The sequence below is a fragment of the Micromonospora sp. NPDC002411 genome (assembly GCF_053592955.1).
Genome location: NZ_JBSFBM010000018.1, coordinates 14,718 through 38,575, shown reverse-complemented (window position 1 = coordinate 38,575; position 23,858 = coordinate 14,718). Strand labels below are relative to the sequence as shown.

At 71.7% G+C, this 23,858-nt stretch carries 20 protein-coding genes and 1 pseudogene; 9 read left to right on the top strand and 12 right to left on the bottom strand.

The annotated features are described in order from the left end of the window. Both ACWCO3_RS04515 and ACWCO3_RS04510 read left to right on the top strand, forming a co-directional pair. Positions 1 to 372: pseudogene (locus ACWCO3_RS04515) on the top strand (transcriptional regulator); the annotation flags it as partial. 99 nt (positions 373 to 471) lie between these two features. Next, positions 472 to 1,122 carry an NAD-dependent epimerase/dehydratase family protein gene (locus tag ACWCO3_RS04510; protein ID WP_450008456.1) on the top strand — a complete coding sequence of 217 codons (651 nt, stop codon included), beginning with the start codon at positions 472 to 474 and terminating at the stop codon, positions 1,120 to 1,122. Here ACWCO3_RS04510 and ACWCO3_RS04505 read toward each other — a convergent pair whose 3' ends face one another. Then, the gene (locus ACWCO3_RS04505; protein WP_450008455.1) at positions 1,123 to 2,301 is read right to left on the bottom strand and encodes a trans-sulfuration enzyme family protein; all 1,179 of its coding nucleotides are present in this window, start codon (positions 2,299 to 2,301) and stop codon (positions 1,123 to 1,125) included. Between the two features lie 83 nt (positions 2,302 to 2,384). Here ACWCO3_RS04505 and ACWCO3_RS04500 point away from each other — a divergent pair, with 83 nt between their 5' ends. Together ACWCO3_RS04500 and ACWCO3_RS04495 are read left to right on the top strand one after the other, a co-directional pair. Beyond that, complete coding sequence (locus ACWCO3_RS04500) at positions 2,385 to 2,864, top strand: Lrp/AsnC family transcriptional regulator (RefSeq protein WP_088988500.1); 480 nt, start codon at positions 2,385 to 2,387, stop codon at positions 2,862 to 2,864. A gap of 12 nt (positions 2,865 to 2,876) precedes the next feature. After that, complete coding sequence (locus tag ACWCO3_RS04495; protein ID WP_354886796.1) at positions 2,877 to 3,920, top strand: LLM class flavin-dependent oxidoreductase; 1,044 nt, start codon at positions 2,877 to 2,879, stop codon at positions 3,918 to 3,920. A gap of 200 nt (positions 3,921 to 4,120) precedes the next feature. Here the strand turns inward: ACWCO3_RS04495 and ACWCO3_RS04490 are convergent, their stop codons facing one another. Continuing rightward, a complete protein-coding gene (locus ACWCO3_RS04490) occupies positions 4,121 to 6,370 on the bottom strand; it encodes a rhamnogalacturonan lyase family protein (protein WP_450008452.1) in 2,250 nt (749 codons plus the stop codon). Between the two features lie 258 nt (positions 6,371 to 6,628). On the opposite strand from ACWCO3_RS04490, the gene ACWCO3_RS04485 reads away from it, so the two are divergent. Then, positions 6,629 to 8,053: a pyridoxal-dependent decarboxylase gene (locus tag ACWCO3_RS04485; protein WP_450008450.1), complete on the top strand. Its 1,425-nt coding sequence runs from the start codon at positions 6,629 to 6,631 to the stop codon at positions 8,051 to 8,053. Between the two features lie 73 nt (positions 8,054 to 8,126). Here the strand turns inward: ACWCO3_RS04485 and ACWCO3_RS04480 are convergent, their stop codons facing one another. Then, positions 8,127 to 9,113 carry a sulfite exporter TauE/SafE family protein gene (locus ACWCO3_RS04480; protein ID WP_244311607.1) on the bottom strand — a complete coding sequence of 329 codons (987 nt, stop codon included), beginning with the start codon at positions 9,111 to 9,113 and terminating at the stop codon, positions 8,127 to 8,129. 361 nt (positions 9,114 to 9,474) lie between these two features. After that, positions 9,475 to 9,939: an RrF2 family transcriptional regulator gene (locus ACWCO3_RS04475; protein ID WP_088988497.1), complete on the bottom strand. Its 465-nt coding sequence runs from the start codon at positions 9,937 to 9,939 to the stop codon at positions 9,475 to 9,477. A gap of 256 nt (positions 9,940 to 10,195) precedes the next feature. Here ACWCO3_RS04475 and ACWCO3_RS04470 point away from each other — a divergent pair, with 256 nt between their 5' ends. Continuing rightward, positions 10,196 to 10,864, top strand: coding sequence for a YceI family protein (locus ACWCO3_RS04470; protein ID WP_450008447.1), 669 nt, complete (start codon positions 10,196 to 10,198; stop codon positions 10,862 to 10,864). Positions 10,865 to 10,909: 45 nt separating this feature from the next. Here the strand turns inward: ACWCO3_RS04470 and ACWCO3_RS04465 are convergent, their stop codons facing one another. The 4 genes from ACWCO3_RS04465 to ACWCO3_RS04450 form a co-directional block, all read right to left on the bottom strand. Next, on the bottom strand, positions 10,910 to 11,794 hold the full coding sequence (locus ACWCO3_RS04465; RefSeq protein ID WP_357935965.1) for an acyl-CoA thioesterase: 885 nt from the start codon (positions 11,792 to 11,794) through the stop codon (positions 10,910 to 10,912). Then, positions 11,791 to 13,239, bottom strand: a complete 1,449-nt coding sequence (gene pyk, locus ACWCO3_RS04460) for a pyruvate kinase (protein WP_145779801.1) — start codon at positions 13,237 to 13,239, stop codon at positions 11,791 to 11,793. The genes ACWCO3_RS04465 and pyk overlap by 4 nt, the downstream gene beginning before the upstream one ends. A 205-nt stretch (positions 13,240 to 13,444) precedes the next feature. After that, a complete protein-coding gene (locus tag ACWCO3_RS04455) occupies positions 13,445 to 14,821 on the bottom strand; it encodes an FAD-binding oxidoreductase (RefSeq protein ID WP_450008444.1) in 1,377 nt (458 codons plus the stop codon). 132 nt (positions 14,822 to 14,953) lie between these two features. Beyond that, positions 14,954 to 15,319, bottom strand: coding sequence for a YciI family protein (locus ACWCO3_RS04450; protein WP_145779799.1), 366 nt, complete (start codon positions 15,317 to 15,319; stop codon positions 14,954 to 14,956). A gap of 172 nt (positions 15,320 to 15,491) precedes the next feature. Between ACWCO3_RS04450 and ACWCO3_RS04445 the strand changes: the two genes are divergently transcribed. Further along, positions 15,492 to 16,364, top strand: coding sequence for an aldo/keto reductase (locus ACWCO3_RS04445; RefSeq protein WP_145779798.1), 873 nt, complete (start codon positions 15,492 to 15,494; stop codon positions 16,362 to 16,364). 24 nt (positions 16,365 to 16,388) lie between these two features. Here ACWCO3_RS04445 and ACWCO3_RS04440 read toward each other — a convergent pair whose 3' ends face one another. The 3 genes from ACWCO3_RS04440 to ACWCO3_RS04430 form a co-directional block, all read right to left on the bottom strand. Next, positions 16,389 to 16,781, bottom strand: a complete 393-nt coding sequence (locus tag ACWCO3_RS04440; protein ID WP_145779797.1) for an effector-associated constant component EACC1 — start codon at positions 16,779 to 16,781, stop codon at positions 16,389 to 16,391. 15 nt (positions 16,782 to 16,796) lie between these two features. Continuing rightward, complete coding sequence (locus ACWCO3_RS04435; protein WP_358165184.1) at positions 16,797 to 19,001, bottom strand: M48 family metalloprotease; 2,205 nt, start codon at positions 18,999 to 19,001, stop codon at positions 16,797 to 16,799. 172 nt (positions 19,002 to 19,173) lie between these two features. Next, a complete protein-coding gene (locus ACWCO3_RS04430; RefSeq protein ID WP_358165187.1) occupies positions 19,174 to 19,941 on the bottom strand; it encodes an esterase/lipase family protein in 768 nt (255 codons plus the stop codon). Positions 19,942 to 20,172: 231 nt separating this feature from the next. Between ACWCO3_RS04430 and ACWCO3_RS04425 the strand changes: the two genes are divergently transcribed. Next, on the top strand, positions 20,173 to 21,531 hold the full coding sequence (locus tag ACWCO3_RS04425; protein WP_145779794.1) for a pentapeptide repeat-containing protein: 1,359 nt from the start codon (positions 20,173 to 20,175) through the stop codon (positions 21,529 to 21,531). A gap of 11 nt (positions 21,532 to 21,542) precedes the next feature. Here ACWCO3_RS04425 and ACWCO3_RS04420 read toward each other — a convergent pair whose 3' ends face one another. Beyond that, entirely contained in the window at positions 21,543 to 22,124 is a 582-nt protein-coding gene (locus ACWCO3_RS04420; RefSeq protein WP_208744959.1) for a TetR/AcrR family transcriptional regulator, read from the bottom strand. Positions 22,125 to 22,344: 220 nt separating this feature from the next. Between ACWCO3_RS04420 and ACWCO3_RS04415 the strand changes: the two genes are divergently transcribed. Then, on the top strand, positions 22,345 to 23,811 hold the full coding sequence (locus tag ACWCO3_RS04415; protein WP_145779792.1) for an MFS transporter: 1,467 nt from the start codon (positions 22,345 to 22,347) through the stop codon (positions 23,809 to 23,811). Positions 23,812 to 23,858: the final 47 nt, after the last annotated feature.

The window sequence follows — 23,858 nt, the reverse complement described above, 5'->3', positions numbered from 1 at the left end:
GTCGGCGTGCAGAGTTACGGCAGCCACTGGCCGTGCCTGCTGCCACAGCACGGTCCCGGCAAGAAGCACGAGCGACCGATCGTCCTGACCGACTGGCAACGGCCGATTCTCGAAGTTCATCCCGGCGACTTCCTGCGCGGGCTCTTCCACTCCGACGGCTGCCGAACAGCCAACCGGGTCACGACGCGAGGTCGGCACTACATCTACCCGCGCTACATGTTCGTCAACGAGTCGTCCGACATCATGGGGCTCTGCCAGTGGGGCCTCGACCTGCTCGGCATCGCCTGGCGGATGAACCGGCGCAACTCGCTGTCGGTGGCGCGACGCGACGCGGTCGCCGCGCTGGACCGGCACGTCGGCCCGAAGTCCTGACTAGCGCCGGCGCGCCGGTAGGGCGGTTCCCGCCCTCAAGGAAGATGAGTCGATCAGAGCAACGTCGCGCGTGACTGTCGACGACAGGGGTGGGTGCTGATGCGGGTGGCGATTTTCGGTGCGACAGGCATGGTCGGCCAGGGCGTGTTGCGGGAGGCGCTGCTCGCCGAGGACGTGCGGGAGGTGCTCACCGTCGGCCGTAGGCCGACCGGTCAGCGGGATCCGAAGCTGCGGGAGTTGACGGTCGCGGACGTGGGCGACCTGTCGTCGGTGCGCGCCGAGTTGGCCGGCGTGGACGCGTGCTTCTACTGCCTGGGCGTGTCCTCGCTGGGTCTGGACGAGGCCGCGTACACCCGGGTGAGTTACGAATACCCGCTGGCGGCGGCGCGGTTGCTGGCCGAGGTGAGTCCGCAGGTGACGTTCGTCTACGTCTCGGGTGTCGGCACGGATTCGTCGGGTCAGGGTCGGGTCATGTGGGCGCGGGTCAAGGGCCGTACCGAGAACGCAATCATGGAGCTGCTGCCCAACGGCTACGCGGCACGGCCCGGGTTCATCCAGCCGACGTACGGTGCGGTGTCGAAGACCCGGTGGTACCGGTTCGGGTACGCGGTCACCCGTCCGCTGTTCCCGGTGTTGCGGCGGCTGCTGCCGAACCACGTCACCACGACGGACGGGATCGGTCGGGCGATGCTGCGGGTGGCTCGGGAGGGTTCGCCGACGCGCGTGTTGGGCAACCGCGAGCTGCGCTGATCAGACGATCGTGGCGAGGGCATGGGCGAGGTCGGCGCGCAGGTCTTCGGGGTCTTCGAGGCCGACCGAGAGGCGCAGCAGACCGGCGCCGGGTTTGGCGTCGCCTTCGACGGGCCGGTGGGTGAGCGAGGCCGGGTGCTGGATGAGGGTGTCGACGCCGCCGAGCGACACCGCGTGGGTGATGAGGTGGCAGGCGCCGGCGACTGTCGCCGCTGCGGGTGCGCCGCCGCGTACCTCGAAGGCGAGCAGGCTGCCGGGTCCGGCCATCTGGCGGCCGACCAGCGCTGCCGGGTCGTACACCGAGGGGTGGTGCACCCGGTGTACGGCGGGGTGGTCGGCGAGCCAGCCGGCGAGTTTCTCGGCGGTGGCCTGTTGGGCGCGGACCCGCAGCGGCAGGGTTTGCAGGCCGCGGTGCAGCAGGTAGCCGCCGAGTGGGTGCAGGATCGCGCCGGTGACCGCGCGGACCTGGCGGAGGCGCGCGGCCCAGTCGGCGTCGCAGGCGACGACGCCGGCGAGCACGTCGCCGTGTCCGCCGATGCTCTTGGTGGCGCTGTGCAGGACGAGGGTGGCGCCGTGCCGGGCGGGTTGTTGCAGCACGGGGGTGGCGACGGTGTTGTCGACCAGCAGCGGGATGTCGCCGGCCGCGGCGGCGAGGGCGGCGATGTCGACCAGGTCGAGGGTGGGGTTGGCGGGCGTCTCGACGATGACCAGCGCGGTGTCGGGTCGGATGGCGGCGGCGACCTCGTCGGGGCGCGCCCAGGTGACTGTGGTGCCGAGCAGGCCGGTGGCGAGGACGTGGTCGGTTCCGCCGTAGAGGGGGCGGACGGCGACGACGTGGCGGCGGTCGTCGCGGGCGGCGGCGAGCACTGTGGCGGTGAGGGCGGCCATGCCGCTGGCGAAGGCGACGGCCTGCGCGGTGCCCTCCAGTTCGGCGAGGGCGGTTTCGAAGCGGGCGACGGTGGGGTTCCAGAGCCGCTGGTAGACGGCGCTGCCGTCGGCGGGGAGGGTGCCGCCGGTGGCGAGTTGCTCGTACGCGGCGCCGCCGTCGTCGACCGAGGGCAGCGGGTTGGTGGTGGACAGGTCGATGGGCGGTACGTGCACGCCGAGGGTGCGTAGGTCGTCGCGGCCGGCGTGTACGGCCCGGGTGTCCACCGTCGTCATGCCGGTAGCGTCGAACATCTACCAATGAACAGGCAATGGTTCGGCAGATCATTCTGTCAGGTGGCTTGGTTTTGCTGATGGATTCGGGCGAGGATGGCGGAATGCCTCCTGAGCCGAACGATGTGCGGCCGTATCCGGCCCTGGACGAGGTGGACCGCGCGATCCTCACCGAACTGGCCGCGGATGGTCGCCTGCCGAACAACGCCCTCGCCGAGCGGGTGGGGGTCGCCCCGTCGACGTGCCTGACCCGCACCCGGGCGCTGCGGGAGCGGGGCGCGATCCGTGGTTTCCACGCCGAGGTGGATCCGGCCGCGCTCGGTCTGCCGTTGCAGGCGTTGGTGTCGGTGCGGCTGACCGCGCACGAGCGGGCGGCGGTGGACGCGTTCCGGGCCCGGTCGGTGCGGCTGCCGGGGGTGGTGTCGGTGTTCCACGTGGCCGGCGCGGACGACTACGTGCTGCACGTGCGGGCGGCGTCGGGTGACGCGTTGCGGGACTTCGTGCTGGACCATCTGGCGGTCGACCCGGTGGTGCAGCACACCCAGACCAGCCTGATCTTCGAGCAGGCGCGCGGGGTGGGTTGAGCGTCGGTTGGAATGAACGGGCAGGCCGGGGAGTTGGCACACCGTGTGATCACCGTACCGTTGTCTGTTCTTGATCTTGCCCCGGTCGCCAAGGGCACCACTGTCGGCGCGGCCCTGGAGGCCACCACCGAGCTGGCGCGACGCACCGAGGAGTTGGGCTACCGCCGGTTCTGGGTGGCCGAGCACCACAACATGCCGGCGATCGCCAGCTCGGCTCCCGCGGTGCTGCTGGCTCACCTGGCCGCGAACACCTCGACGATCCGCCTCGGTTCGGGCGGCGTGATGCTGCCCAACCACGCGCCGCTCGTGGTGGCCGAGCAGTTCGGCACCCTCGAAGCGCTGCACCCGGGTCGGATCGACCTGGGCATCGGCCGGGCGCCGGGCACCGACCAGGTGACGGCGCTGGCGCTGCGGCGCACCATGGAGGGCCTGTCCGCGGAGCACTTCCCCCGCGAGCTGGCGGACCTGATGAACTACTTCAGCGGCGAGAAGCCGGGGCAGATCATCGCCATGCCGGGCCAGGGCGCCCAACCGGCCGTGTGGCTGCTGGGCTCCAGCGGGTTCAGCGCCCAACTCGCCGGTCTGCTCGGTCTGCCGTTCTCGTTCGCGCACCACTTCAGCTCGGGGAACACCCTGCCGGCGCTGGCCCTGTACCGGCAGAACTTCCGGCCGTCGCAGTGGTTGGACAAGCCGTACGCGATGGTGGCGGTCAACGCGGTGTGCGCGGAGACCGACGAGCGGGCCGAGTGGCTGGCCGGGCCGAGCGCGTTGTCGTTTCTGAAGCTGCGCTCCGGGAAGCCCGAGCCGCTGTCGACGCCCGACGAGGCGGCGGCGTACCCGTACTCCGAGTTCGAGAGGGAGTTCGTCCTGCAACGCCGTGACGGTCAGGCGATGGGCTCGCCGGAGACGGTGCGCCGGCAGCTGACCGAGCTGGTGGAGCGCACCGGCGCGGACGAGCTGATGCTGACCACGCTGGTGTACGACGTGAAGGACCGGGTGCGGTCGTACGAGCTGATCGCCGAGCAGGTGGCGGGCGGTCTGCACCGGACGGCGTGAAACACGATCTTCACGTCAGCGTCACCCCGCCGACCCGGACGGTGCCTAATGTTGGTTCCGGTGGTGGTACGGCACTCTCGGTCGGGACGGGTCGAGAATGCCGCGGTGTGGCGCACCGGGCCGGAGCTGAGCGGATTCCGCGGCTGCGGCCCGGTGCCTGCCACCCTAGGCGACCCCGTCCGGGACCACCAGGGGTCAGATCAGCGTAGGTGGATGTTCGGCGTGGGCGGGGTGCTGCCCATCCCGTTGCCGATGAAGAACCCCGGGTGCGGCGGTTGGTTGTACGCCGTGTTCTGCCAGGCGACGGCCACCCGATACTGCGGGTCGTGCATCAGGGTGTAGAGCCGGACGCTGGTCGGGGTGGGTGTGCTGTAGATGCGCAACGCCCGGCTGTCGGTGGTCCGCCAGATCACCTCCTCGCGCCAGTCACCGAGGATGTCGCCGGAGAGCGCCGGCGTGGACTTGGTGCCGTTGTTGGACGCCACCCCGCTGCCGTCGAGCAGCCGGGTCTCGCCGCCGGTGCCGTACTTGTCGATCTTCGTGCCGTCGAGCAGTTCCCGCACCGGGTCGCCGTCCCACCAGGCGAGGAAGTTCGCCGACGACGGCTTACGGCCGACGTTCTGCCCCCTGGTGTTGGCCAGCCCGGAGGCCGCCGACGACCACGACTCCGCGCCGGGGCTGCCCGCCCAGATGTCCGCCGAGACACCCCGGCCGTTGTCGCCCGAGGCCGGCGTGGACCAGAGCACCTGACCGGTACGGGCGTCCGCGAAGTAGGAGCTGGGCTTGCTGCCGTCCTCGTCGACCTTGAACACCTCCAGGCCGGAGCGGCTCGGGTCGAGGTCCCCGACGTGCAGGGCGTCGCCGTGCCCGTTGCCGGTGGAGTGCAGCAGCCGACCGTTGTCGTCGACGGTGGCCGCGCCGTACACGATCTCCTGACGGCCGTCACCGTCGACGTCGGCCACGGAGAGCTGGTGGTTGCCCTGTCCGGCGGCGGCACCGTTACCGGAGGAGTTCGAGTCGAACGTCCAGCGCTTGGTCAGCGTGCCGTTGCGGAAGTCCCAGGCCGCGATCACCGCGCGGGTGTAGTAACCCCGGGCCATGATCAGCGAGGGGCGCTGCCCGTCCAGGTACGCGGTGCCGGCGAGGAAACGGTCCACCCGGTTGCCGTACGAGTCACCCCAGGACGACACCGTGCCGCGTGGCGGGTCGTAGGTGACGGTGGAGAGGATCGCGCCGGTCTGGCCGTTGAACATGGTCAGGTACTCCGGGCCGCTGAGCACGTAACCGCTGGAGTTGCGGTAGTCCGCCGACGAGGACCCGATGACCTGACCGGTGCCGGAACGGGTGCCGTCGGCGGTCTTCATGGCCACCTCCGCGCGGCCGTCACCGTCGTAGTCGTACACCTGGAACTGGGTGTAGTGGGCGCCGGCCCGGATGTTGCGGCCCAGATCGACCCGCCACAGCCGGGTGCCGGTGAGGGTGTACGCGTCGACGTAGACGTTGCCGGTGTAGCCGGACTGGGAGTTGTCCTTGGCGTTCGACGGATCCCACTTCAGCACGATCTCGTAGGTGCCGTCGCCGTTGAGGTCACCGACCGAGGCGTCGTTGGCGCTGTAGGTGTAACTCTCGCCGCTGGGCGTGCTGCCGCCGGCCGGGACCTGCAACGGCACGTCCAGGTAACCCGCGCCGAACTGCAACGCCGGTGCCGACGCCGCCTGCTCGACGCCGTCGACAACGGCCCGCACGGTGTACGCCGAGCCGGCCGCCGCTCCGCTGTCGAGGTAGTTGGTGGCACCGGTGATCGGGCTGGCGTTGACCCTGGTGGAGCCGCGGTACAGGTTGAACGACACAGCGGAGTTCTCGGTGCCGAGCAGCCGCCAGGAGACCAGGTTGCCGCTGCCGGAGCGGACGCTGATCAGCCCTCGGTCCAGGTTCTCCATCTGCAGCCCCCCGCTGGTCGGCGGCGGCGTGGTGGGCGGCGGTGTGGTCGGCGGCGGGGTGGTGGGCGGCGGGGTGGTGGGCTCGCCGGTGGGCGGGGCGCCGGTGCAGACGGTGCCGTTGAGCGTGAAGCTGCCCGGCACCGGGTTGCTGCCGGTCCACGAACCGTTGAACCCGAACGAGGCGGAGCCGTTCGTGGCGAGGCTCGCGTTGTGGTCGACGTTGCGGGCGGTGACCTGGGCACCGGACTGGGTGACGACGGCGTTCCACGCCTGGGTGACCTGTTGGCCAGCCGCGTACGACCAGGTGAGGGCCCACCCGTTCACCGGGTCGCCGAGGTTGGTGACGGCGACGTTGGCACCGAAGCCGCCCTGCCACTGGTTCGTGATCTGGTAGTCGACGCGGCAGCCGACGGCGGCGGCCGAGGCGGTGACCGTGGCGAGGGTGCCGGCCACGACGGCGGCGGCCGTGGTGCCGGCGAGCAGGATCAGCCGATGTCTGGACTGGTGCATGGAGTGCCTCCGGGGATCCGGTGATGACCGCTGTGGCCCACTGGCCCTGCCCGGGAAGCACAGTGGATCGGCCCGGCCGCGGCGGCGGCGGACGGCGGTCTGATCGGGGGTGAACGCCCTGGAACTCACGGATCCGGCTCAAGCCGCATCGTAGGGCAAGCGCTTTCCGCTCCGCAATATCGATGCCCGTCGCTTCCATGCCGGGTCTTGCGTCGGCGATCGATGCCTGATCAACTCGTTGAGGTGACCGCTCCGCACATGGACCCCGACGAATTCCGCCGCGCCGGCCACGCCGTCGTCGACTGGATCGCCGACTACTGGGCGACAGTCGGGCAACTGCCGGTCGCCCCGTCCGACCCGCCCGGCACTGTCGCCGCCGCCCTGCCCACCACACCACCCACCACCGGCGGCGAACCGGTCGAGGCGGTCCTCGCCGACCTGGACGCGATCGTCGTACCGGGGCTGACCCACTGGCAACACCCCAGCTTCTTCGGCTACTTCCCGGCCAATACCTCCGGCCCCAGCGTGCTCGGCGACCTGGTCAGCTCCGGGCTCGGTGTGCAGGGCATGCTCTGGGCCACCAGCCCCGCCAGCACCGAGTTGGAAACGGTGGTGATGGACTGGCTGGCGCACCTACTGGACCTGCCACAGCGGTTCCGTTCGACCGGCACCGGCGGCGGCGTCATCCAGGACTCCGCCTCCTCGGCGACCCTGGTGGCCACCCTCGCGGCACTGCACCGGGCCAGCGGGGGCCGCTGGCGCGACACCGGCATCGACCGGCGCTACCGCGCCTACACCTCCACCCACGGGCACTCCTCCATCGAGAAGGCCGCCCGGATCGCCGGGCTGGGCAGCGACGGGGTCCGCGCCATCGACGTCGACCCGGACACCCAGGCGCTGCTGCCCGCCGCGCTCCGCGCCGCCATCGACGCCGACCTGGCCGCCGGTGACGTACCGGCCATCGTGGTGGCCACCATCGGCACCACCTCCACCACCGCCGTCGACCCGATACCGGAGATCGGGGCCATCTGCGCGGAGTACGGCATCTGGCTGCACGTCGACGCCGCGTACGCGGGCGCCGCCGCCGTCTGCCCCGAACTACGGTGGTCACACGCCGGCCTGGAGTACGCCGATTCGTACTGCTTCGACCCGCACAAGTGGCTGCTCACCGGCTTCGACTGCGACGCGTTCTGGGTGGCCGACCGCGCCGAGCTGATCGAGGCGCTGACAGTGCTGCCGGAGTTCCTGCGCAACGCGGCCTCCGACTCCGGCGCGGTGATCGACTACCGCGACTGGCAGGTGCCACTGGGTCGACGCTTCCGGGCCCTGAAACTGTGGTTCGTGCTGCGCTGGTACGGCGTCGAAGGGTTGCAGGCACACATCCGCTCCGGCGTACGGCTCGCCGAACGGTTCGCCGAGCAGGTTCGCGCCGACGACCGGTTCGAGGTGGTGGCGGCGCACCCGTTCGCGCTGGTCTGCTTCCGGCTGCGTGCCGACGACGACGTCAACGCCGCACTGCTCGCCTCGGTGAACGCCACCGGACGCGTACACCTGACGCACACCCGGGTCGCCGGCCGCTACACGCTGCGGATGGCCATCGGCTCCCCGCAGACCACCGAAACGCACATCGACGACGCCTGGACCCTGCTCGCCACCACTGCCAAGGACCTCCTCACCCCCTGACGCGCCCCACGCGCGTCGGATCTTGGCGAGGGGTGCCTGGCGCGGACGGCCGTCGAGCGGTTGGGGACGGAGTTCAGCGTGGGTTGGGCGTACCCGTCGGGGTCAGCTCGGCCGGGACCGCGACGGCGGCGACAGCGCCGACAAGGGGGGCCGGAGCGGGCGCGGTGGAAGAGTTCGCAGCCTGGGCGGCCTCGGCGCGTGCCCGCCGGGTGCGGCGCAGGGCTCGCACGGCCAGCACCAGGGCGGCAAGCCAGCCGACGGCCAGGAGGGCGTACACGGTGGGGCGGACCGGGCCGTCCAGTTCGGCGGAGCGGATCAGGGTGCGGGCGTTGGTCAGCACGATCACACCACCGACCGCCGCGCCGAGCAGTTGGGCGGGCACGATCCGTACCAGCCAGGCGGCCAGCGGGGCGGCGATGAGCCCGCCGACCAGCAGCGCGGCGACGGTGGGGAGCAGGAACCCTTCGGTGCCCAGCCCGATCAGGAAGCCGACGCTGGCCGCGCCGGCCACGACGAACTCGGCGGTGTCCACCGAGCCGATCACCTTGCGGGGTTCCATCCGGCCGGAGACCAGCAGCGCCGGGGTGGCCACCGGGCCCCACCCGCCGCCGCCGGTCGCGTCGACGAAGCCCGCGACCAGGCCCAGGGGGCCGAGGAAGCGACCGCGGAGCCGCCCGCCGACCCGATCGGTGCGCAACGGGCGGGCGAAGCGGATCAGCAGGTACGCACCGAGCGTGAAGAGGATGCCGGCCATCCACGGCGCGGCGGCTTCGGTGGAGATAGAGCTGAGCACTGTGGCGCCGGCGAAGGCACCGATCGCGCCGGGCAGGGCGATGCGGGTCACCACTCGCCAGTCGACGTTGCCGAACCGCCAGTGCGCGACCCCTGCGGCGAGCGTGGTGCCGATCTCGGCCAGGTGCACCGACGCCGAGGCGGCGGCCGGGGCGACTCCGGCGACCAGCAGCAGCGTGGACGAGGTCAACCCGTACGCCATGCCGAGCGAACCATCGATCAACTGCGCGACGAGCCCGACCAGAGCGAGGACCAGTAGCTTGCGCACGAGCGCCCCCTGACTTTTCGGTATCTCCTATCGACTTGGTCGACAATGCGGCACGGGGCAGTCAGGGTCAAGCCCCCTATCGGTGGATGGGACGCCACCGCGTGGCGCGCCGACGGGCCAACCGCGCAGGGCACCCAGACAGGACCGCAGCGCGACGCACCCGCAGGCACGGCGTTTCCGGCTTCACCACTTTGCGATCTTGGACAGTTTCCGTTCGCGCCGAACGGAAACTGTCCAAGATCTCCCGACCGCCGGTGCCGGACGCGACCACAGCGGAGCGCGACACGACACCGCGGGCCATGACGCGGCGCAGCCACCACGACGCGCTACCGCGGACGCACGGCGTGTGGCTGGAGAGCGCTCAGGTCCAGGCGCGCGGGTCGGCGACCAGCTCGGTGACCCGCGCGGGCAGGGTGCCTGCTGCGACGTCGGCGACGCTGACCAGTTCGAGGATTTCGCGCTCGCTCGCTCGCAACGCGATCCAGACTTCCTGGAGCGCCCGGGCGGGGCCGTGGTAGCCGAGTTGTTCGGGGCGCTGCCCGCGTACGTGCGCGAGGGGCCCGTCGATCACCCGGATGACCTCGGCGAGGGAGATCTCCTCGGCGGGGCGGGCCAGCCAGTAGCCGCCTTCCGGGCCACGCTGGGCGTGCACGATGCCGCCGCGGCGCAGCTGGAGCAGGATGCTCTCCAGGAACTTCGGCGGGATCTCCTGGGCTCGGGCGATCTGGTCGGCCGTGACCGGCCGGCCGCGTCCCGGACCACTGGCCGTCGCGGCGAGCTCGGCGGCCGCGCGGAGGGCGTAGTCGACCCGGGCGGAGAGGCGCATGTCGGCAAGGTTAGCCGCTGGTCGTCCGGGCGGGCGGGCGACCCTCGGCCGATCGGACGCGCATCGACGAATACCCGTGAATTCACGCCCCTCGGGGAGGACCGGTGAAGTGCGTCATGATCCACGACAAGGTGGCTGCCGAAAAGCCGTTCCGGAGCGTCCCTATGCTGGGCGGGAGTACGACTGTCTGGCCGTTTACCCAACCGCCGGCACATATTGATAAACGCCCGGGCACACTCGGGGGGAAGGCACCACGATGACCGATACCGCGACACGTACCTGGGATGGCATGACCATCCCGGTGGCCGGCACCTATCTCCTCGATCAGGCGCACAAGCGGATCGGTTTCCTGTCCCGGCACATGATGGTGAGCCCGGTACGCGGTGAGTTCGCCGAGGCCACCGCGCAGGTCTTCGTGGCGGAGGACCCGCTGCTCTCCTCGGTCACGGCGACCATCATGACGGCCAGCATCACCACCGGGAGCGTCGACCGGGACACCCATCTCAAGAGCGCCGACTTCCTGGACGTGGAGCGCTTTCCGACCCTCGAATATCGAAGCACCGGCATTAAATGGCAGGGCAGCGACAACCCCATATTCCAGTGGGCCCGTCTGCGCAACCATCGGCTGGGCGGACGAGGCCGGAGTCACATTATTCCGCCGCAGTCCGAGGGCATGCCCGGACGATTCGTCCTCACCGGTGAGTTGACGGTGAAGGGCATCACCCGGGCTGTCGACCTGGAGGTGAATTTCGGCGGCGCACGTCAGGATCCGTACGGGCAGAACATTTTCGGGTTCAGCGCGACGGCCGAGATCAACCGCGAGGACTACGGCCTGCTCTGGAACGTCGTCCTGGAGAGCGGCGGGGTGCTGGTCGGTAAGACGGTGCAGATCGAGATCGCCGGCGAGGCGATCTACCAGGGCTGACCCTCGTCATCCCCGCCAGAGGCCTGGCGGGGATGGGCGACAGCGTCAGGCGCCGACGCGGCGGAGCAGACCCTCCTGGACGGCGCTGGCGATCTGCTGGCCGTCGGTGGTGAACATCCGACCGGTGGCCAGCCCGCGGGCCCCGGACGCCGACGGACTCAAGCAGTCGTAGAGGAACCATTCGTCGGCACGGAACGGCCGGTGGAACCACAGGGCGTGGTCCAGGCTCGCGCCGACCAAGCCGCCGGGCCCCCACACCTCGCCGTGCGCGGAGAGCACCGAGTCGAGCAGGGTGAGGTCCGAGGCGTAGGTGAGCGCGCAGGCGTGCAGCAACGGATCGTCGGGCAGTTTGCCGTCGATGCGCATCCAGACCCGTTGGTGCGGGTCGGCGGGCCGGTCGCCGGGGCGCACCCAGCCGGGCTCCCCCACGTAACGCACGTCGATCGGCCGCGGGATCTGACCCCAGATGCCGAGCCGCTCCGGGTAGCGGGCGAGCCGGTCCGACATCGTCGGCACGTCCTGCGGCAAGGGTACGTCCAGCGGAGCGGTGACCTGGTGGTCCAGACCCTCCTCGGCCCGCTGAAAGGACGCCGACATGAAGAAGATCGGCTTGCCGTGTTGGAGGGCGACCGAGCGGCGCACCGAGAACGACCGTCCGTCGCGGATGTTCTCCACCTGGTACTCGATCGGTTCGACCGGGTCGCCCGGGCGGACGAAGTAGCCGTGCAGGGAGTGCACGAACCGCTCCGGGTCGACGGTGCGGCCGGCGGCGACCAGGGCCTGACCGGCAACCTGGCCGCCGTACACCCGTTGTGGACCGACCGGGGGGCTCATCCCCCGGAAGGTCATCTCGCCGGTCGGGTCGAGGTCCAGCACTTCCAGGAGCTGGTCCACGGCGGCCTGGCCGACCGCGACCCGACCGTCGCTCACTGCAGGGCCCGCGCCGACGCCGCGTCGACCAGCGAACCGAGCTGGTGTACGCGCAGCGTGTTGGTCGAGCCGGGAGTGCCGGGCGGGCTGCCCGCCACGATCACCACGTAGTCACCGGGGTTGGCCCGGTTGAGGCCGAGCAGCGCCTGGTCGACCTGACGGAACATGTCGTCGGTGTGCTGCACGAACGGCATCAGGAAGGTCTCCACGCCCCAGGTGAGGGCGAGCTGGTCGCGCACCTCGGGGACCGGCGTGAAGGCCAGCAGCGGCAGGTCGCAGTGCAGGCGGGACAGCCGTCGGACGGTGTCGCCGGTCTGCGAGAAGGCGACGAGCGCCTTGGCGTTGATGGCCCGGGCGATCGACGAGGCGGCGACGGTGAGCGCGCCACCGTGGGTACGCGGGTCGTGCTGTAGGCGGGGAACGCCGATCGAGCCGGACTCGGTGGTCGTCACGATCTTGGCCATGGTGCTGACGGTCAGCACCGGGTACTTGCCGACGCTGGTCTCGCCGGAGAGCATCACCGCGTCCGCGCCGTCGAGCACCGCGTTGGCGACGTCGGAGGCCTCCGCGCGGGTGGGGCGGGAGTTCTCGATCATGGAGTCGAGCATCTGGGTGGCCACGATGACCGGCTTGGCATTTTCCCGGCACAGCTGCACGGCGCGCTTCTGGACCAGGGGGACCTGGTCCAGTGGCATCTCGACACCGAGGTCACCGCGGGCGACCATGACGCCGTCGAAGGCCAGCACGATGGCCTCGAGGTGCTCCACCGCCTCCGGCTTCTCGACCTTGGCCAGCACCGGGCGGAACACGCCCTCCTCGGCCATGATGCCGTGCACGAGCTTGATGTCCTCCGCGGAGCGGACGAAGGAGAGCGCGACCAGGTCGACGCCGAGCCCGAGGGAGAAACGCAGGTCCTCGGCGTCCTTGTCCGACATCGCGGGGACGCTGACCGCCACGTTGGGCAGCGAGACGCCCTTGTTGTTGGAGACCGGGCCGCCCTCGGTGACCAGGCAGCGGATGTCGTTGCCGGTGACGTCGCTGACCTCGACGGCGACCCGACCGTCGTCGATCAGCAGCCGGTCGCCGGGCTTCACCTCGTGCGGCAGCCTGGTGTAGGTGCAGGAGACCCGCTCCTTGGTGCCGAGGATGTCGTCGCCGGTGATCACGACCGAGTCGCCGGTGCGCCACTCGTGCGGGCCGTCGGCGAACTTGCCGAGCCGGATCTTGGGACCCTGGAGGTCGGCGAGGACGGCCACCGGCTTACCTGCCGCCTCGGACGCCTCCCGGACCAGTCGATAGACCGCCTCGTGGTCGGCGTGGCTGCCGTGGCTGAAGTTGAGCCTCGCCACGTTCATGCCGGCCTCGACGAGACCCCGGATGCGCTCCGGGGACGAGGTGGCGGGACCAAGAGTGCAGACGATCTTCGCGCGGCGTGTCACGCCCATCAGGCTAGTCTCTCCTTCAGGTCGGACTCGGGACCGACCCATTGCAGGCAGGGGAACTTGTGTCCAACGACGCGCGGCGCGCGTCGGGCCGGCGGGCGGAACCACACCGGGAACGTTGTGGCGACGGGCAACAGCGACCGCGCGCCGGGAATCGTACGCCTCCGGTGGCGTGCGCTGTCGGGGTGCTCCCGGCGGCGGCCTGCCATCAGTGCGCCGACGGCGGCAGGGTGGGCACCGCGGTGAGCAGCTCACGCGGGTCGTAGCGGTGCTTGGCCCGGCGCAGCCGCGGCCAGTTCGCGCCGTAGGCGAGCCGCACCCGATCGGTCTCCTCCGGTGCGAGCAGGTTGGGGTAACCACCGGGCAGGGCGTGCGGGGCGAGCTGCGCCGAGGTGCGCTCGGCCCACTCCCGGTGCGGCTCGGCCCGCTCACCGGGCGCCCAGACCGCGATGATCTCGGTGAGCAGGTGGTCGGTGCGCAGCCCGAACGCCGTGTCGGCGAGCCGGACCCGGGTGGCCGCTCCGTGGAAGTGGTGCACGGCCAGCGCGGAGAACGGTGAGCTGACCTGCCGGGCGGCGTCGACGAGCACGTCCACGGCACTGTCGGTGAGCGTGGGAAGCCAGCGGGTACGCAGCAGGTAGTGGTTGCCGTCGACCATTCCGCCGTCGAACATCCGCAACGCGTCCGCGTACGGCATCGGAGCGATCTGGTCGACGAGCGGGGTGCCCAGGGCGCGCAGTCGGTCCATCCACGGCAGCCCGGCGTCGGAGTCCGGGCCGCTGTAGAAGGGGCAGACGAAGATCACCGGTTCGCCGGCCGGGCCGGGCAGGAAACCGGTCATCACGGTCAGCTCGTCCGGGGCCTCGGCGACCAGCGCGCCGTAGCCGCGCAGCACGTCCGGCGCCTCGGCCAACGGAAACATGATCATGCCGGCCAGCACGCCGGACAGCCGGTGCGCCCGGAAGCGCAGCTCGGTCACGATGCCGAGGTTTCCGCCGCCGCCGCGCAGCGCCCAGTACAGCTCGGCGTCGTGCCGGGGGTCGGCGGTGACCCGGCGGCCGTCGGCGAGAACCACCTCCGCGCCGAGCAGGTTGTCCACTGTCAGGCCGAACCGGCCGCACAGCGGGCCGTACCCGCCGGCGAGGGACAGCCCGGCCATGCCCACGGCGTCGACCACGCCGGTGGGCACCACCAGGTCGTACGGGCGGGCGGCGGCGAGCAGCTCGGCGGCCGTGGTGCCGCCGCCGACGGTCACCGTGGCCGTGTCCGGGTCGACCCGGACGGTACGCAACCCGGTCAGGTCGAGCACCAGCCCGCCGTCGCGCAGCGCCCGACCGGCCCAGTCGTGCCCGCCGGAGCGGACCGACAGGGGCAGGTGGCACCGGGCGGCGATGCGGACCGCGTCGGCCACCTCGCCGGCGTCCAGGCACTGCGCGACCAGAGCGGGCGAGCGCTGGACCGCGCCGTTCCAGAGCCGGGTGGTGGTGGCGTAGGCGGCGTCACCCGGCTCGTGCAGCCGGTCGCCGAGCAGGGCCCGCAGCCGGGCGGCGGCCGTCGCGACATCGGGGGTGGCGGCGGAGCTCATGGCAACTCCTCGACCGGGGCCGATCGATGGCTCCGGGTACGCCCCGGCGGCGGCCCTCGCTGGGCGCGACCGTAGCACCGGAGGCCCGCCGAGCGCCGTCACCATCACGACAGCCGCCGATTGACCGGCCAGTCAGCTCTCGGCCTTGACCAGCGGGAACTCCAGGGATCCGGCCGGGCAGAGGAAGGTCAGCACGTCCACCCGGTAAAGGCCGGCCTGCACCGCCGGGTTGGCCTCCACCACGCTGCGGACGTCCTCGACACTGCCGGTGCGGGCGAGCCCGAAGCCGATCGGGGGTTCGGGGTTGCTGGTCGTCCCGTCGATCGAGCCGGAGACCAGGATGATGCCGCGTCGCTGCAGCGCCTGCATGTGCTCGGCGTGCTCGGCCTGCAACCGTTGCACGGTCTCGGCGGGCAGGACCCGCCCGGCCGCGCCGGGATAGAGCACGATGCACTCGTACGTGTCGAGCGCGAAGTTGACCTGCGGCACTCCCGCCATGGGTGCTCCCTCCGCCGTCGCGCCGGAACGCACCGGCTCCGGCCAGCGTCGCACGTGCGCCCTGCTCGTACCTGTCGCTTCCGGGTAACCGCCGGCGGGGCAGGTGACGTGTCGGGTCGCACAGTCGGCGGACCGGCGGTGTCACCGTCCATTTCCGGGGGATGATCTACCCATGGCGACAAACATCAGTGAGCAGCCCGCGAAGGCGTCCGGCACGTACCGCATCGGTGGCGACGTCACTGTCAACCGGCTCGGCTACGGCGCGATGCAGATCACCGGCCCAGGTGTCTGGGGAGATCCGAAGGACCCGGCCGAGGCGGTCCGGGTGCTGCGCCGCGCGGTCGAGCTGGGCGTGACGTTCATCGACACCGCCGACTCGTACGGGCCGTTCGTCTCGGAGCTGCTGATCCGTGAGGCCCTGCACCCGTACGCCGACGACCTGGTCATCGCGACCAAGGCGGGGCTGAGCCGTTCCGGGCCGGGCGACTGGCGCGCGTTGGGCCGCCCGGAGTACCTGCGTCAGCAGTGTGAGCTGAGCCTGCGCCACCTCGGCCTGGACAGCATCCCGCTCTACCAGCTGCACCGGATCGACCCGAAGGTGCCGCTCGCCGACCAGCTCGGTGAGCTGGCGCTGCTGCAACAGGAGGGCAAGATCCAGCACATCGGGTTGTCCGAGGTGAGCGTCGCGCAGATCGAGGAGTCCCGGGCGATCACCACGATCGCGTCCGTGCAGAACCTGTACAACCTCGCCAACCGCAGCGCCGAGGACGTGCTGGAGTACTGCGAGCGCAACGACCTCGCGTTCATTCCGTGGTTCCCGATCGCGACCGGTGAACTGGCCCGCCCGGGCGGCCCGCTGGACGCGATCTCCACGGCGCACGGCGCGTCGCCCGCGCAGCTCGCGCTGGCCTGGCTGCTGCGCCGCTCGCCGGTGATGCTGCCGATCCCCGGCACGTCCTCGGTGGCGCACCTGGAGGAGAACGTGAGCGCGGCCGACGTGCGGCTCACCGACGACGAGTTCGAGGCGCTCGCCAAGGCCAGCTGAGCTGCCGGTCCGGACGCCGTCGTCTCAGTCGGCGGCGTCCGGCCCGGGCTCGCGGGCGGCCCGCAGCGCCTCGGTGGCCTGGGCCAGCAGGCGCGCGGAGTCGGTTCGTCCGCTCACCTGGAGTTCCACCTCCGTGTCCCCGGCCTGGATCCGGATGCTGGCCTCGGTGCGCTGCTGGTCGACCCAGGACTGCAACAGGTTGAACAGCCCTGGCAGCAGACCCTGGGCCAGCACCGCGATGATCACCGCGTCGCTGAAGCCGGGCCGGCCCCCGCCGCCACCGGCCTGGCGGACCACCGGCCGGTACTCCGGGTGGCGGTGGATCCAGGTCAGCAGGTCGACCGACGGCTGCTGGCGCTGGCGGGGGTTGATGGTCAGCCGTACGGGCAGCCGGGCGGCGGTGTTGCTGTCGGGCACGGGCTCTCTCTCCGGTCAGTTGACGGCAGGGCGGAAGGTGACGTTGTCGCCGTCGGCGGTGGCGACGCCGGTGACGGACAACGTGTCGTCGTCGGTGAACGGTGAGGTGCCACCGAAGTACGTGTTGGTGCCGCTGACCTGCACCCTGCCCCGGGTTTCGGGCGGGGTGGTCACCTGGGCGCTGGCCGGGCCGGTCAACTCCAGGGTGAGCTTCGGGTACTCCAGGATCTTCCAGGTGACCTTCTGCGCGGACCCGCCGTAGTAGCTGAACGGGCAGCCGGGTGGCGCGGTGACCGTCTGCTTGGCGCACTCGTCCAGCCAGGCGCGGACCTGGGCCTCGACAGCCTCGGCCGCCGCCGGTTTGAGCACCGGGGTCAGTTGCAGGGTGGCGGCGCTCTGCCCGGGGTCGGCCACCACCGTCGCGTTCGGCGTCTCGCTGAGCGCGCTGGACGGGCCGGTGGCGGTGTAGACGCCGGGCAGCAGCACCAGCGGCGGCCCCTCGGTGGCGACCGGCAGTTCCACCCCGTTGAGCCGCACCCCGGGGTCGGCGATCGAGGAGTTGAGCGGGATCGGGCCACCGGTCAACCGCCAACCGTGAAACAGGCCGGCGGTGGACTCCTTGTCGCGCTCCAGCGTGAGGGTGGCGGTCTGCCGTGCCTCGGCCAGCCGGTACGCGACAGTGGCGGTCGCCGTGTCGCCGTCGCGTTCCAGCGAGCTGACCTCGACGTCGGTCGGTGGCTGGTAGCCCTCGCCGCGCAGCAGTCGGTCGAGCAGCTTGGTGTCGGTGCCGGCACCCTGGTCGGTCAGGTGGCCGAGCGCGGCCTCGCTGTCCCGGTCGGCGAGCGCGGCGAAGAAGCCCTCGACCGCCGCCTCGGGGCGGAAGAACGCCCACTGCACCGCGCTGAGCCCACCGGCGCCGAGGCAGGCGACCAGGGCGAGCGCACCGACCAGCAGCCAGGTGCGGCGGGTGCCGACCGGGCCGGACTGGTTGAACAGTCGCTCGACGGTGACCGGCTCGGTCACGCCGGTGGGCGCACCGGTCAACGACGCCCGTTCCAGCGCGTCGAGCCGGAGTTCGTGCGGCGGGTGGGTGGCGCAGACCGCCTCGTCCCAACCGCTGCGGCCGGTCTCGAAGGACAGCCGCCGTTCGAGGATGCGCCGCATCGCCTCGACGTGCCCGGTGAGTACGGCGCCGAGGTCGGCCCGGTACTCCGCCGCCCGGACGTCGCGGGCGTGCAGCGGCAGCACCACGTACCGCATGGTGAGCAGGACCGGCCAGAAGAGCAGGAAGACCACGAAGTTGGTGCCCGGGTGCGGGAACGTCCGCATCAGCCAGGCCGGCAGGGCGTGCGCGAGGGTGAGCGGCAGGCCGACACCACGGACGAAGGCACTGGTGATCTCGTCCCCGGTACGCCAATGCACCAGCTCGTGGCTGAACAGCGCGGCGATCTCGTCGTCCGCCTCGGTCAGCACGGCGGTGGTGACCACGACGTGCCGGGCGTACGTGCGGGCGTTGCTCAGGACGGGGTCGTCCTCCATGAGCAGCCGCGGCACGCTGGGCAGGCCGAGTCGTCGCGCGCAGTCGTCCAGCACGGGTCGCAGCCGCGCGGCCTCGCGGCGGCTGGGCTGGCGGGCGCCGGAGACGACGAGCAGTCGCGGTTCCAGCAGCACCCGGTAGAGCGTGTAGAGGACCCCGATCAGCCCCGCCGCGACGACGGTGCCGACCAGGCCGGTGACCACGGCGAACGGCCCCTCGCCGGCGCCCAGCCAGGGCAGCACCAGCACGCTGAGGAAACCGACCAGGAAACCGACGGCGAAGCCGGCGACGCCGCCAAGCACCCCGCCGGAGCGGCTCAGGAACGACTCCAGCAGGGAGCCGATCAGCGGCGCGTCGCGGAGCACCTGCGGCACCTGGTCGTCAGCGCCGAGGCCGCCGGCGAAGAGGCCGACGATGCCGAAGCTGAGACCGCCCCAGAAGGCCAGGAGCAGCGCCACCGGCAGGTAGAACCAGGTGGCGACGAAGGCGCCCAGCACGCCGCGCCAGTCCCGCAGGATCCCGGCGCGCAGCCAGACCAGCGCGCTGGGATAACCCGGAGGGCGGTCGGAGAACCCGCCGCCGGTCGACTGCGGGTCGGCGGCCGGCGGCTCGGCGGCCCGGACGTCGAGCTGCGGCACTGTCGGCGGGGTGTTCTCCGGCGGCACGGTGTGCGGCTCGGTCATGCGCGCTGCTCCTTCGCGAATGTCACTTCCTCTGTCGCCAATGGACAGCCGCAGCAGGCTATCGAGCACATCCGATGCCTGCCACACCCTTTCCCGGGAACGTCGGGCAACCGACACTCACCGGCTCGTGACAGTGGGGGTGGTCCCGTCGGGACCACCCCCACGGGCCGGGTCAGAGCGCGAGGCAGTTGGGTCGCACCGGGCCGTCGACCAGGGCGCCGCGCACGATGGTGTACGCCGTGCCGTCGAGCACCAGACCGAGGTGCCCCACCACCCGCAGCGGGCAGTACGACTGGATCAGCACGTTTGTCGCGCCGTCGTTGACCACGGCGTTGCCGGTCGGCCGGACCAGCTCGTCCTGCAGGGTGCGGATGGTGGTGTAGCGCACCGCCCCCGGGGTGTCGTCGCCGGCGTTGAGGTCGGCGAGGAACGCCGAGCCGATGGTCATCTGTTGACAGGCCACGATGCCGGCGCAGCTGCCGAGGCCGAGGAACGCCACGATGTTGGCGACGTAGGTGCCGTACTGCGGTGTGCCCAGGCTGACGTAGCGACCGACGGCGGCCGTGCCGCCGAGCCGCTTCAGGTAGTAGCGGCTGACCAGGCCGCCTTCGGAGTGGGCGACGACGTCCACAGTCGACGCGCCGGTGCTGGCGCGTACCTGGTCGACGTAGGTGGCGAACGCGCGGGCGGAGGTGGGGATGTCGCCGAGGCCCAGCCCGGGCAGTTGGTAGATGAAGGCGCGGTAGCCGTCGGCGCGTAGCCGGGCGGCGATCGGCTCGTACGCGACGGCGACGCCGCTGAGCCCGCCGACCACGATCACGGGGTTGGCCGCGGTGGCGGTCGGGGCAGCGGGGGCGGGGGCGGCGGTCGCCGTGCCGGCGGAGGCGATCAGGGCGGCGACGGCGACGGACACGACGAGGGCGGTCTTTCGGAGCAGCATGGCTGCACCTCCGGGGGGAGGCACCCGGCGAACCGGGCAGGTGGGTGGGGGTGTCCGGTCGACCGTGCGACGATCATCCCCGCAACAATTCGGCAACGTCAATGACTTGTTACGCGCCGGTAACCCGTTGTCCCGCCGAGGGCGCAAACCGGCAATTCGCCGGCCCTCCACATCGGACGGCTGCGCTGGCGCGTACCCCTGGGTTGTGGCGGCGGATGGCATGCTGTGGCCGTGGCCACGGACGAACCCCCCGAGCGCCAGCTACGGGTGATGCCCTGGTGGCTGGTCCTGGTCGGCCTGCTGATCGCCGCCGCCCTGGGCTGGCTGGTGCTGGATCTGCTGCTCACCGAGGCGGGCCGGGCCACCCAGCCGGACACCCGGGCCACGCTGCGCATCGACGCGATCCGCACCGGCCTGACAGTGGTCGCCGGCACCGGTGGAGGGCTCGCCCTGCTGCTGGCCGCCCGTCGTCAGTGGATCACCGAGCGCGCCCAGCGACACCAGGAGAGCGTCGCCGCCCGCGACCAGGCGCACCGTGACCGGGTCCAGGCGCACGCCGAGTCGGTGGCCGAGGCCGCGCAACGACACCAGGACCGGCAATCCTCGGCCGCCGAGCACGACGCGGCGGAACGGCGGTTGACCGAGCTCTACACCCGGGCGGTCGAGCTGCTCGGCAACGACAGCGCGGCGGTACGTCTCGGTGGCCTGCACGCGCTGGAGCGCCTCGGTCAGGACAATCCGGGGCAGCGTACGACGATCGCGGCGGTGCTCTGCGCGTACCTGCGGATGCCGGCGCCCGACGACGAGCCGCGCGAGACGGAGGTCCGGCGCACCGCGCAGCGTGTGCTCACCCGGCACCTACGCGCGGACGACGCGGCCCACTGGCCGGAGGTCGCGCTGAACCTGGTCGGTGCCCGGCTGGTCGACTTCGACGCCGCCGGCTGCACGCTCGTCGACGCGACCTTCACCGGCGCGGTGTTCACCGGCGCGACGACCTTCGCGGGCGCGACGGCGCGGGGGCGTCTCCTGCTCGGGTCGGCGACCTTCGGTGACGTGACCTTCGAGGGCTTGACGGCCGACGGCGAGGTCATGCTGGACGGGGTTCGGGGCGTCGGCCAGGCCAGCTTCGACGGGGCCGCCTTCACCGGTGGCCTGTCCTGCCGGCGAGCCGGCTTCGCCGGCCCGACCTCGTTCCGCCGGGCGACGTTCGGCCAGCCGACCAGCTTCGACGCGACCCGCTTCGAGGACGCCGCGACGTTCCGGGAGGCCGTCTTCGACGGCGCCCTGTCGATGGAGCACACCGAGTTCGGCGGGTCGGCCACCTTCCACTCCGCCCGCTTCACGAACATGGCGCTGTTCCGCTGGACGGTGTTCGGCGCGGAGGCGCTGTTCGACAGGGCCCGCTTCACCGACGCCGCGAACTTCGGTCGGGCCCGGTTCCACAGCATGGCCAGCTTCCGTGACGCGCAGTTCAGCCGACCACCGCAGGTGGAGCAGGCGCGGGCGATGGTCGACGCCGGCCACCGCTGGCCGGCGGGCACGGTGACGGAACGCCTCGACGACGAGTGGCTACTGCTGGTCGACAGCTGACCGGACGGCGGTCAGCTCGACGTGGCCGGCGGGCGCAGCCCGTCCAGGGCCACGCCGAGCACCCGGTCGCGCTGCTCGGGTGACGGGAACTGGGCCATGGTGAGGCCACTGATCAGCCGCACCACGTCGTCGAAGCCGATGTCGTCACGGACCACGCGGGCGGCCTGGGCCCGCCGCATCAGCGGTTCGCCGGCGGCGTAGATCTCCGTCCGGCAGCTCTGGAAGATCTCGGAGTCGTGCAGCAGATGCTCGGCGAGCGCCCGCTTGGTGGCGACGTACGCGACGAAGCGGTGCAGCCAGGCGACCAGCGCGTCCCACGGTGGCAGTTCGGCCAGGTCCTCGGCAGAGCGGCTCAACGCCCGGACCTCCTCGACGTAGACCGCCTCGAACAGGTGCCGCCGGCTCGGGAAGTTGCGGTAGAGAGTGCCGATGCCCACCCCGGCTCGCCGGGCCACGTCCTCCAACGAGGCGGCGGCGCCGTTCTCGGCGAACGCCTCGCGGGCGGCGGCGACCAGGGAGTCGTAGTTGCGCCGTGCATCGGCCCGCTTGGGTCGCTGGGCGAAGACCTCGGGCGCCTGCCCCGCGCTGCTCATGACGTGCGTCACCTCAACCTGGTTGCATCCGGAGGCATCCCTCCGCTAGCTTAGTGGAGGCACCCCTCCGGAATCGCCGGAGGCCTGCCTCCGGTTAGCTTACCTCGGGATCCGCACGACCGCCGCCTGGCCACCCCGATCGCCCGGACCCGACAAGCCCGCCCGCCAGAGACGACGGGTGACACACCTCCCTCCGTACCGTTATCAGGAGTCTTCTCTCGTGGCAGTGACCTCCCGACGCAGCTCGCGTCGGCTCACCTTCACCGTGCTCGCGGCCGGCGCCGGGTTCTTCGCGATGCTCCAGTCGCTGATCACCCCGGTGCTGCCGACCATCCAGCAGGACCTGCACACCTCCCAGAACACCGTGACCTGGGTGCTCACCGCCTACCTGCTCTCGGCGTCGATCTTCACGCCGATCCTCGGGCGGGTCGGCGACATGGTCGGCAAGGAGCGGATGCTCGTCGCGTCGCTCGCCGCGCTCGCCCTCGGCTGCCTGGTGGCCGCCATCGCCCCGAACATCGGCGTCCTCATCGTCGCCCGCGTCGTACAGGGCATCGGCGGCGCCGTCTTCCCCCTCTCGTTCGGCATCATCCGGGACGAGTTCCCGGCCGCGCGGGTCTCCTCGGCCGTCGGCGCCATCTCGGCGATCGTCGCGGCGGGCGGTGGCCTGGGCATCGTGCTGGCCGGCCCGATCGTCACCGCACTGGACTACCGGTGGCTGTTCTGGATCCCGATGGTCGTGGTGGGCCTGACCGCCGTCGCCGCCCACCTGTTCATCCCCCAGTCGCCGGTCCGTACCCCCGGACGCATCGACTGGCGCGCCACAGTGCTGCTCTCCGGCTGGCTGGTCGCGCTGCTGCTGCCGATCAGCCAGGGCGCGGCCTGGGGCTGGACCTCCATCCGGGTTCTCGGCCTGCTCGCGCTCGCCGTGGTGCTGCTGGCCGGCTGGCTGGTCGCCGAGGTGCGCTCGGCCAACCCGCTGATCGACATGCGGATGATGCGCCTGCCCGGCGTGTGGACCACCAACCTGGTCGCCCTGCTCTACGGCGCGTCGATGTTCTCCGTGTACGCGTTCCTCCCGCAGTTCGTGCAGACCCCGACCATCGCCGGCTACGGCTTCGGCGCCAGCATCAGCCAGGCCGGTCTGCTCATGCTGCCGATGCTCGTCGCGATGTTCGTCGCCGGCATCGTCGCCGGCCGCCTCCAGGCCGTCTTCAGCGCCAAGGCGCAGCTCGCGTCCGGCGCCGCGTTCAACGTGGCCGCGTCCGCCATGCTGGCCACCGCCCACGACACCCGCTGGGAGGTCGCCGTCGCCGGTGGCCTGGCCGGTCTCGGCATCGGCCTGGCCTTCGCGTCGATGGCCAACCTGATCGTCGCCAGCGTGCCCGCCAGCCAGACCGGCGTGGCCACCGGCATGAACGCCAACATCCGCACCATCGGCGGCGCGATCGGCGCGGCCGTCGTCAGCGGCGTGATCACGGCTCACCCGCAGGCCAGCGGCCTGCCCCGGGAGACCGACTTCACCATGGGGTTTCTCCTCCTCACCGCGATCGCCGTCGCGGCCACCCTCGCGGCCCTGGCCGTCCCGTCCGCCCGGCGATCGTCGGCCGGTCGCGGGCCGTCCACCGCGACGATCCTCGAGTCGGAGCTAGCCGGCGAGTTCGCCACCATGCCCGCGACCCGCTGAGGTTCGTCGGCCAGTCGAAGCCCGGGACGGTCATCCGTCCCGGGCTT

Bases quoted from the DNA above. Each gene is read 5' to 3' on its own strand.
- ACWCO3_RS04510 (WP_450008456.1), top strand. From the start codon at position 472: ATGCGGGTGGCGATTTTCGGTGCGACAGGCATGGTCGGCCAGGGCGTG.
- ACWCO3_RS04505 (WP_450008455.1), bottom strand. From the start codon at position 2,301: ATGTTCGACGCTACCGGCATGACGACGGTGGACACCCGGGCCGTACAC.
- ACWCO3_RS04500 (WP_088988500.1), top strand. From the start codon at position 2,385: ATGCCTCCTGAGCCGAACGATGTGCGGCCGTATCCGGCCCTGGACGAG.
- ACWCO3_RS04495 (WP_354886796.1), top strand. From the start codon at position 2,877: ATGAACGGGCAGGCCGGGGAGTTGGCACACCGTGTGATCACCGTACCG.
- ACWCO3_RS04490 (WP_450008452.1), bottom strand. From the start codon at position 6,370: ATGCACCAGTCCAGACATCGGCTGATCCTGCTCGCCGGCACCACGGCC.
- ACWCO3_RS04485 (WP_450008450.1), top strand. From the start codon at position 6,629: ATGGACCCCGACGAATTCCGCCGCGCCGGCCACGCCGTCGTCGACTGG.
- ACWCO3_RS04475 (WP_088988497.1), bottom strand. From the start codon at position 9,939: ATGCGCCTCTCCGCCCGGGTCGACTACGCCCTCCGCGCGGCCGCCGAG.
- ACWCO3_RS04470 (WP_450008447.1), top strand. From the start codon at position 10,196: ATGACCGATACCGCGACACGTACCTGGGATGGCATGACCATCCCGGTG.
- pyk (WP_145779801.1), bottom strand. From the start codon at position 13,239: ATGGGCGTGACACGCCGCGCGAAGATCGTCTGCACTCTTGGTCCCGCC.
- ACWCO3_RS04455 (WP_450008444.1), bottom strand. From the start codon at position 14,821: ATGAGCTCCGCCGCCACCCCCGATGTCGCGACGGCCGCCGCCCGGCTG.
- ACWCO3_RS04450 (WP_145779799.1), bottom strand. From the start codon at position 15,319: ATGGCGGGAGTGCCGCAGGTCAACTTCGCGCTCGACACGTACGAGTGC.
- ACWCO3_RS04445 (WP_145779798.1), top strand. From the start codon at position 15,492: ATGGCGACAAACATCAGTGAGCAGCCCGCGAAGGCGTCCGGCACGTAC.
- ACWCO3_RS04435 (WP_358165184.1), bottom strand. From the start codon at position 19,001: ATGACCGAGCCGCACACCGTGCCGCCGGAGAACACCCCGCCGACAGTG.
- ACWCO3_RS04430 (WP_358165187.1), bottom strand. From the start codon at position 19,941: ATGCTGCTCCGAAAGACCGCCCTCGTCGTGTCCGTCGCCGTCGCCGCC.
- ACWCO3_RS04420 (WP_208744959.1), bottom strand. From the start codon at position 22,124: ATGAGCAGCGCGGGGCAGGCGCCCGAGGTCTTCGCCCAGCGACCCAAG.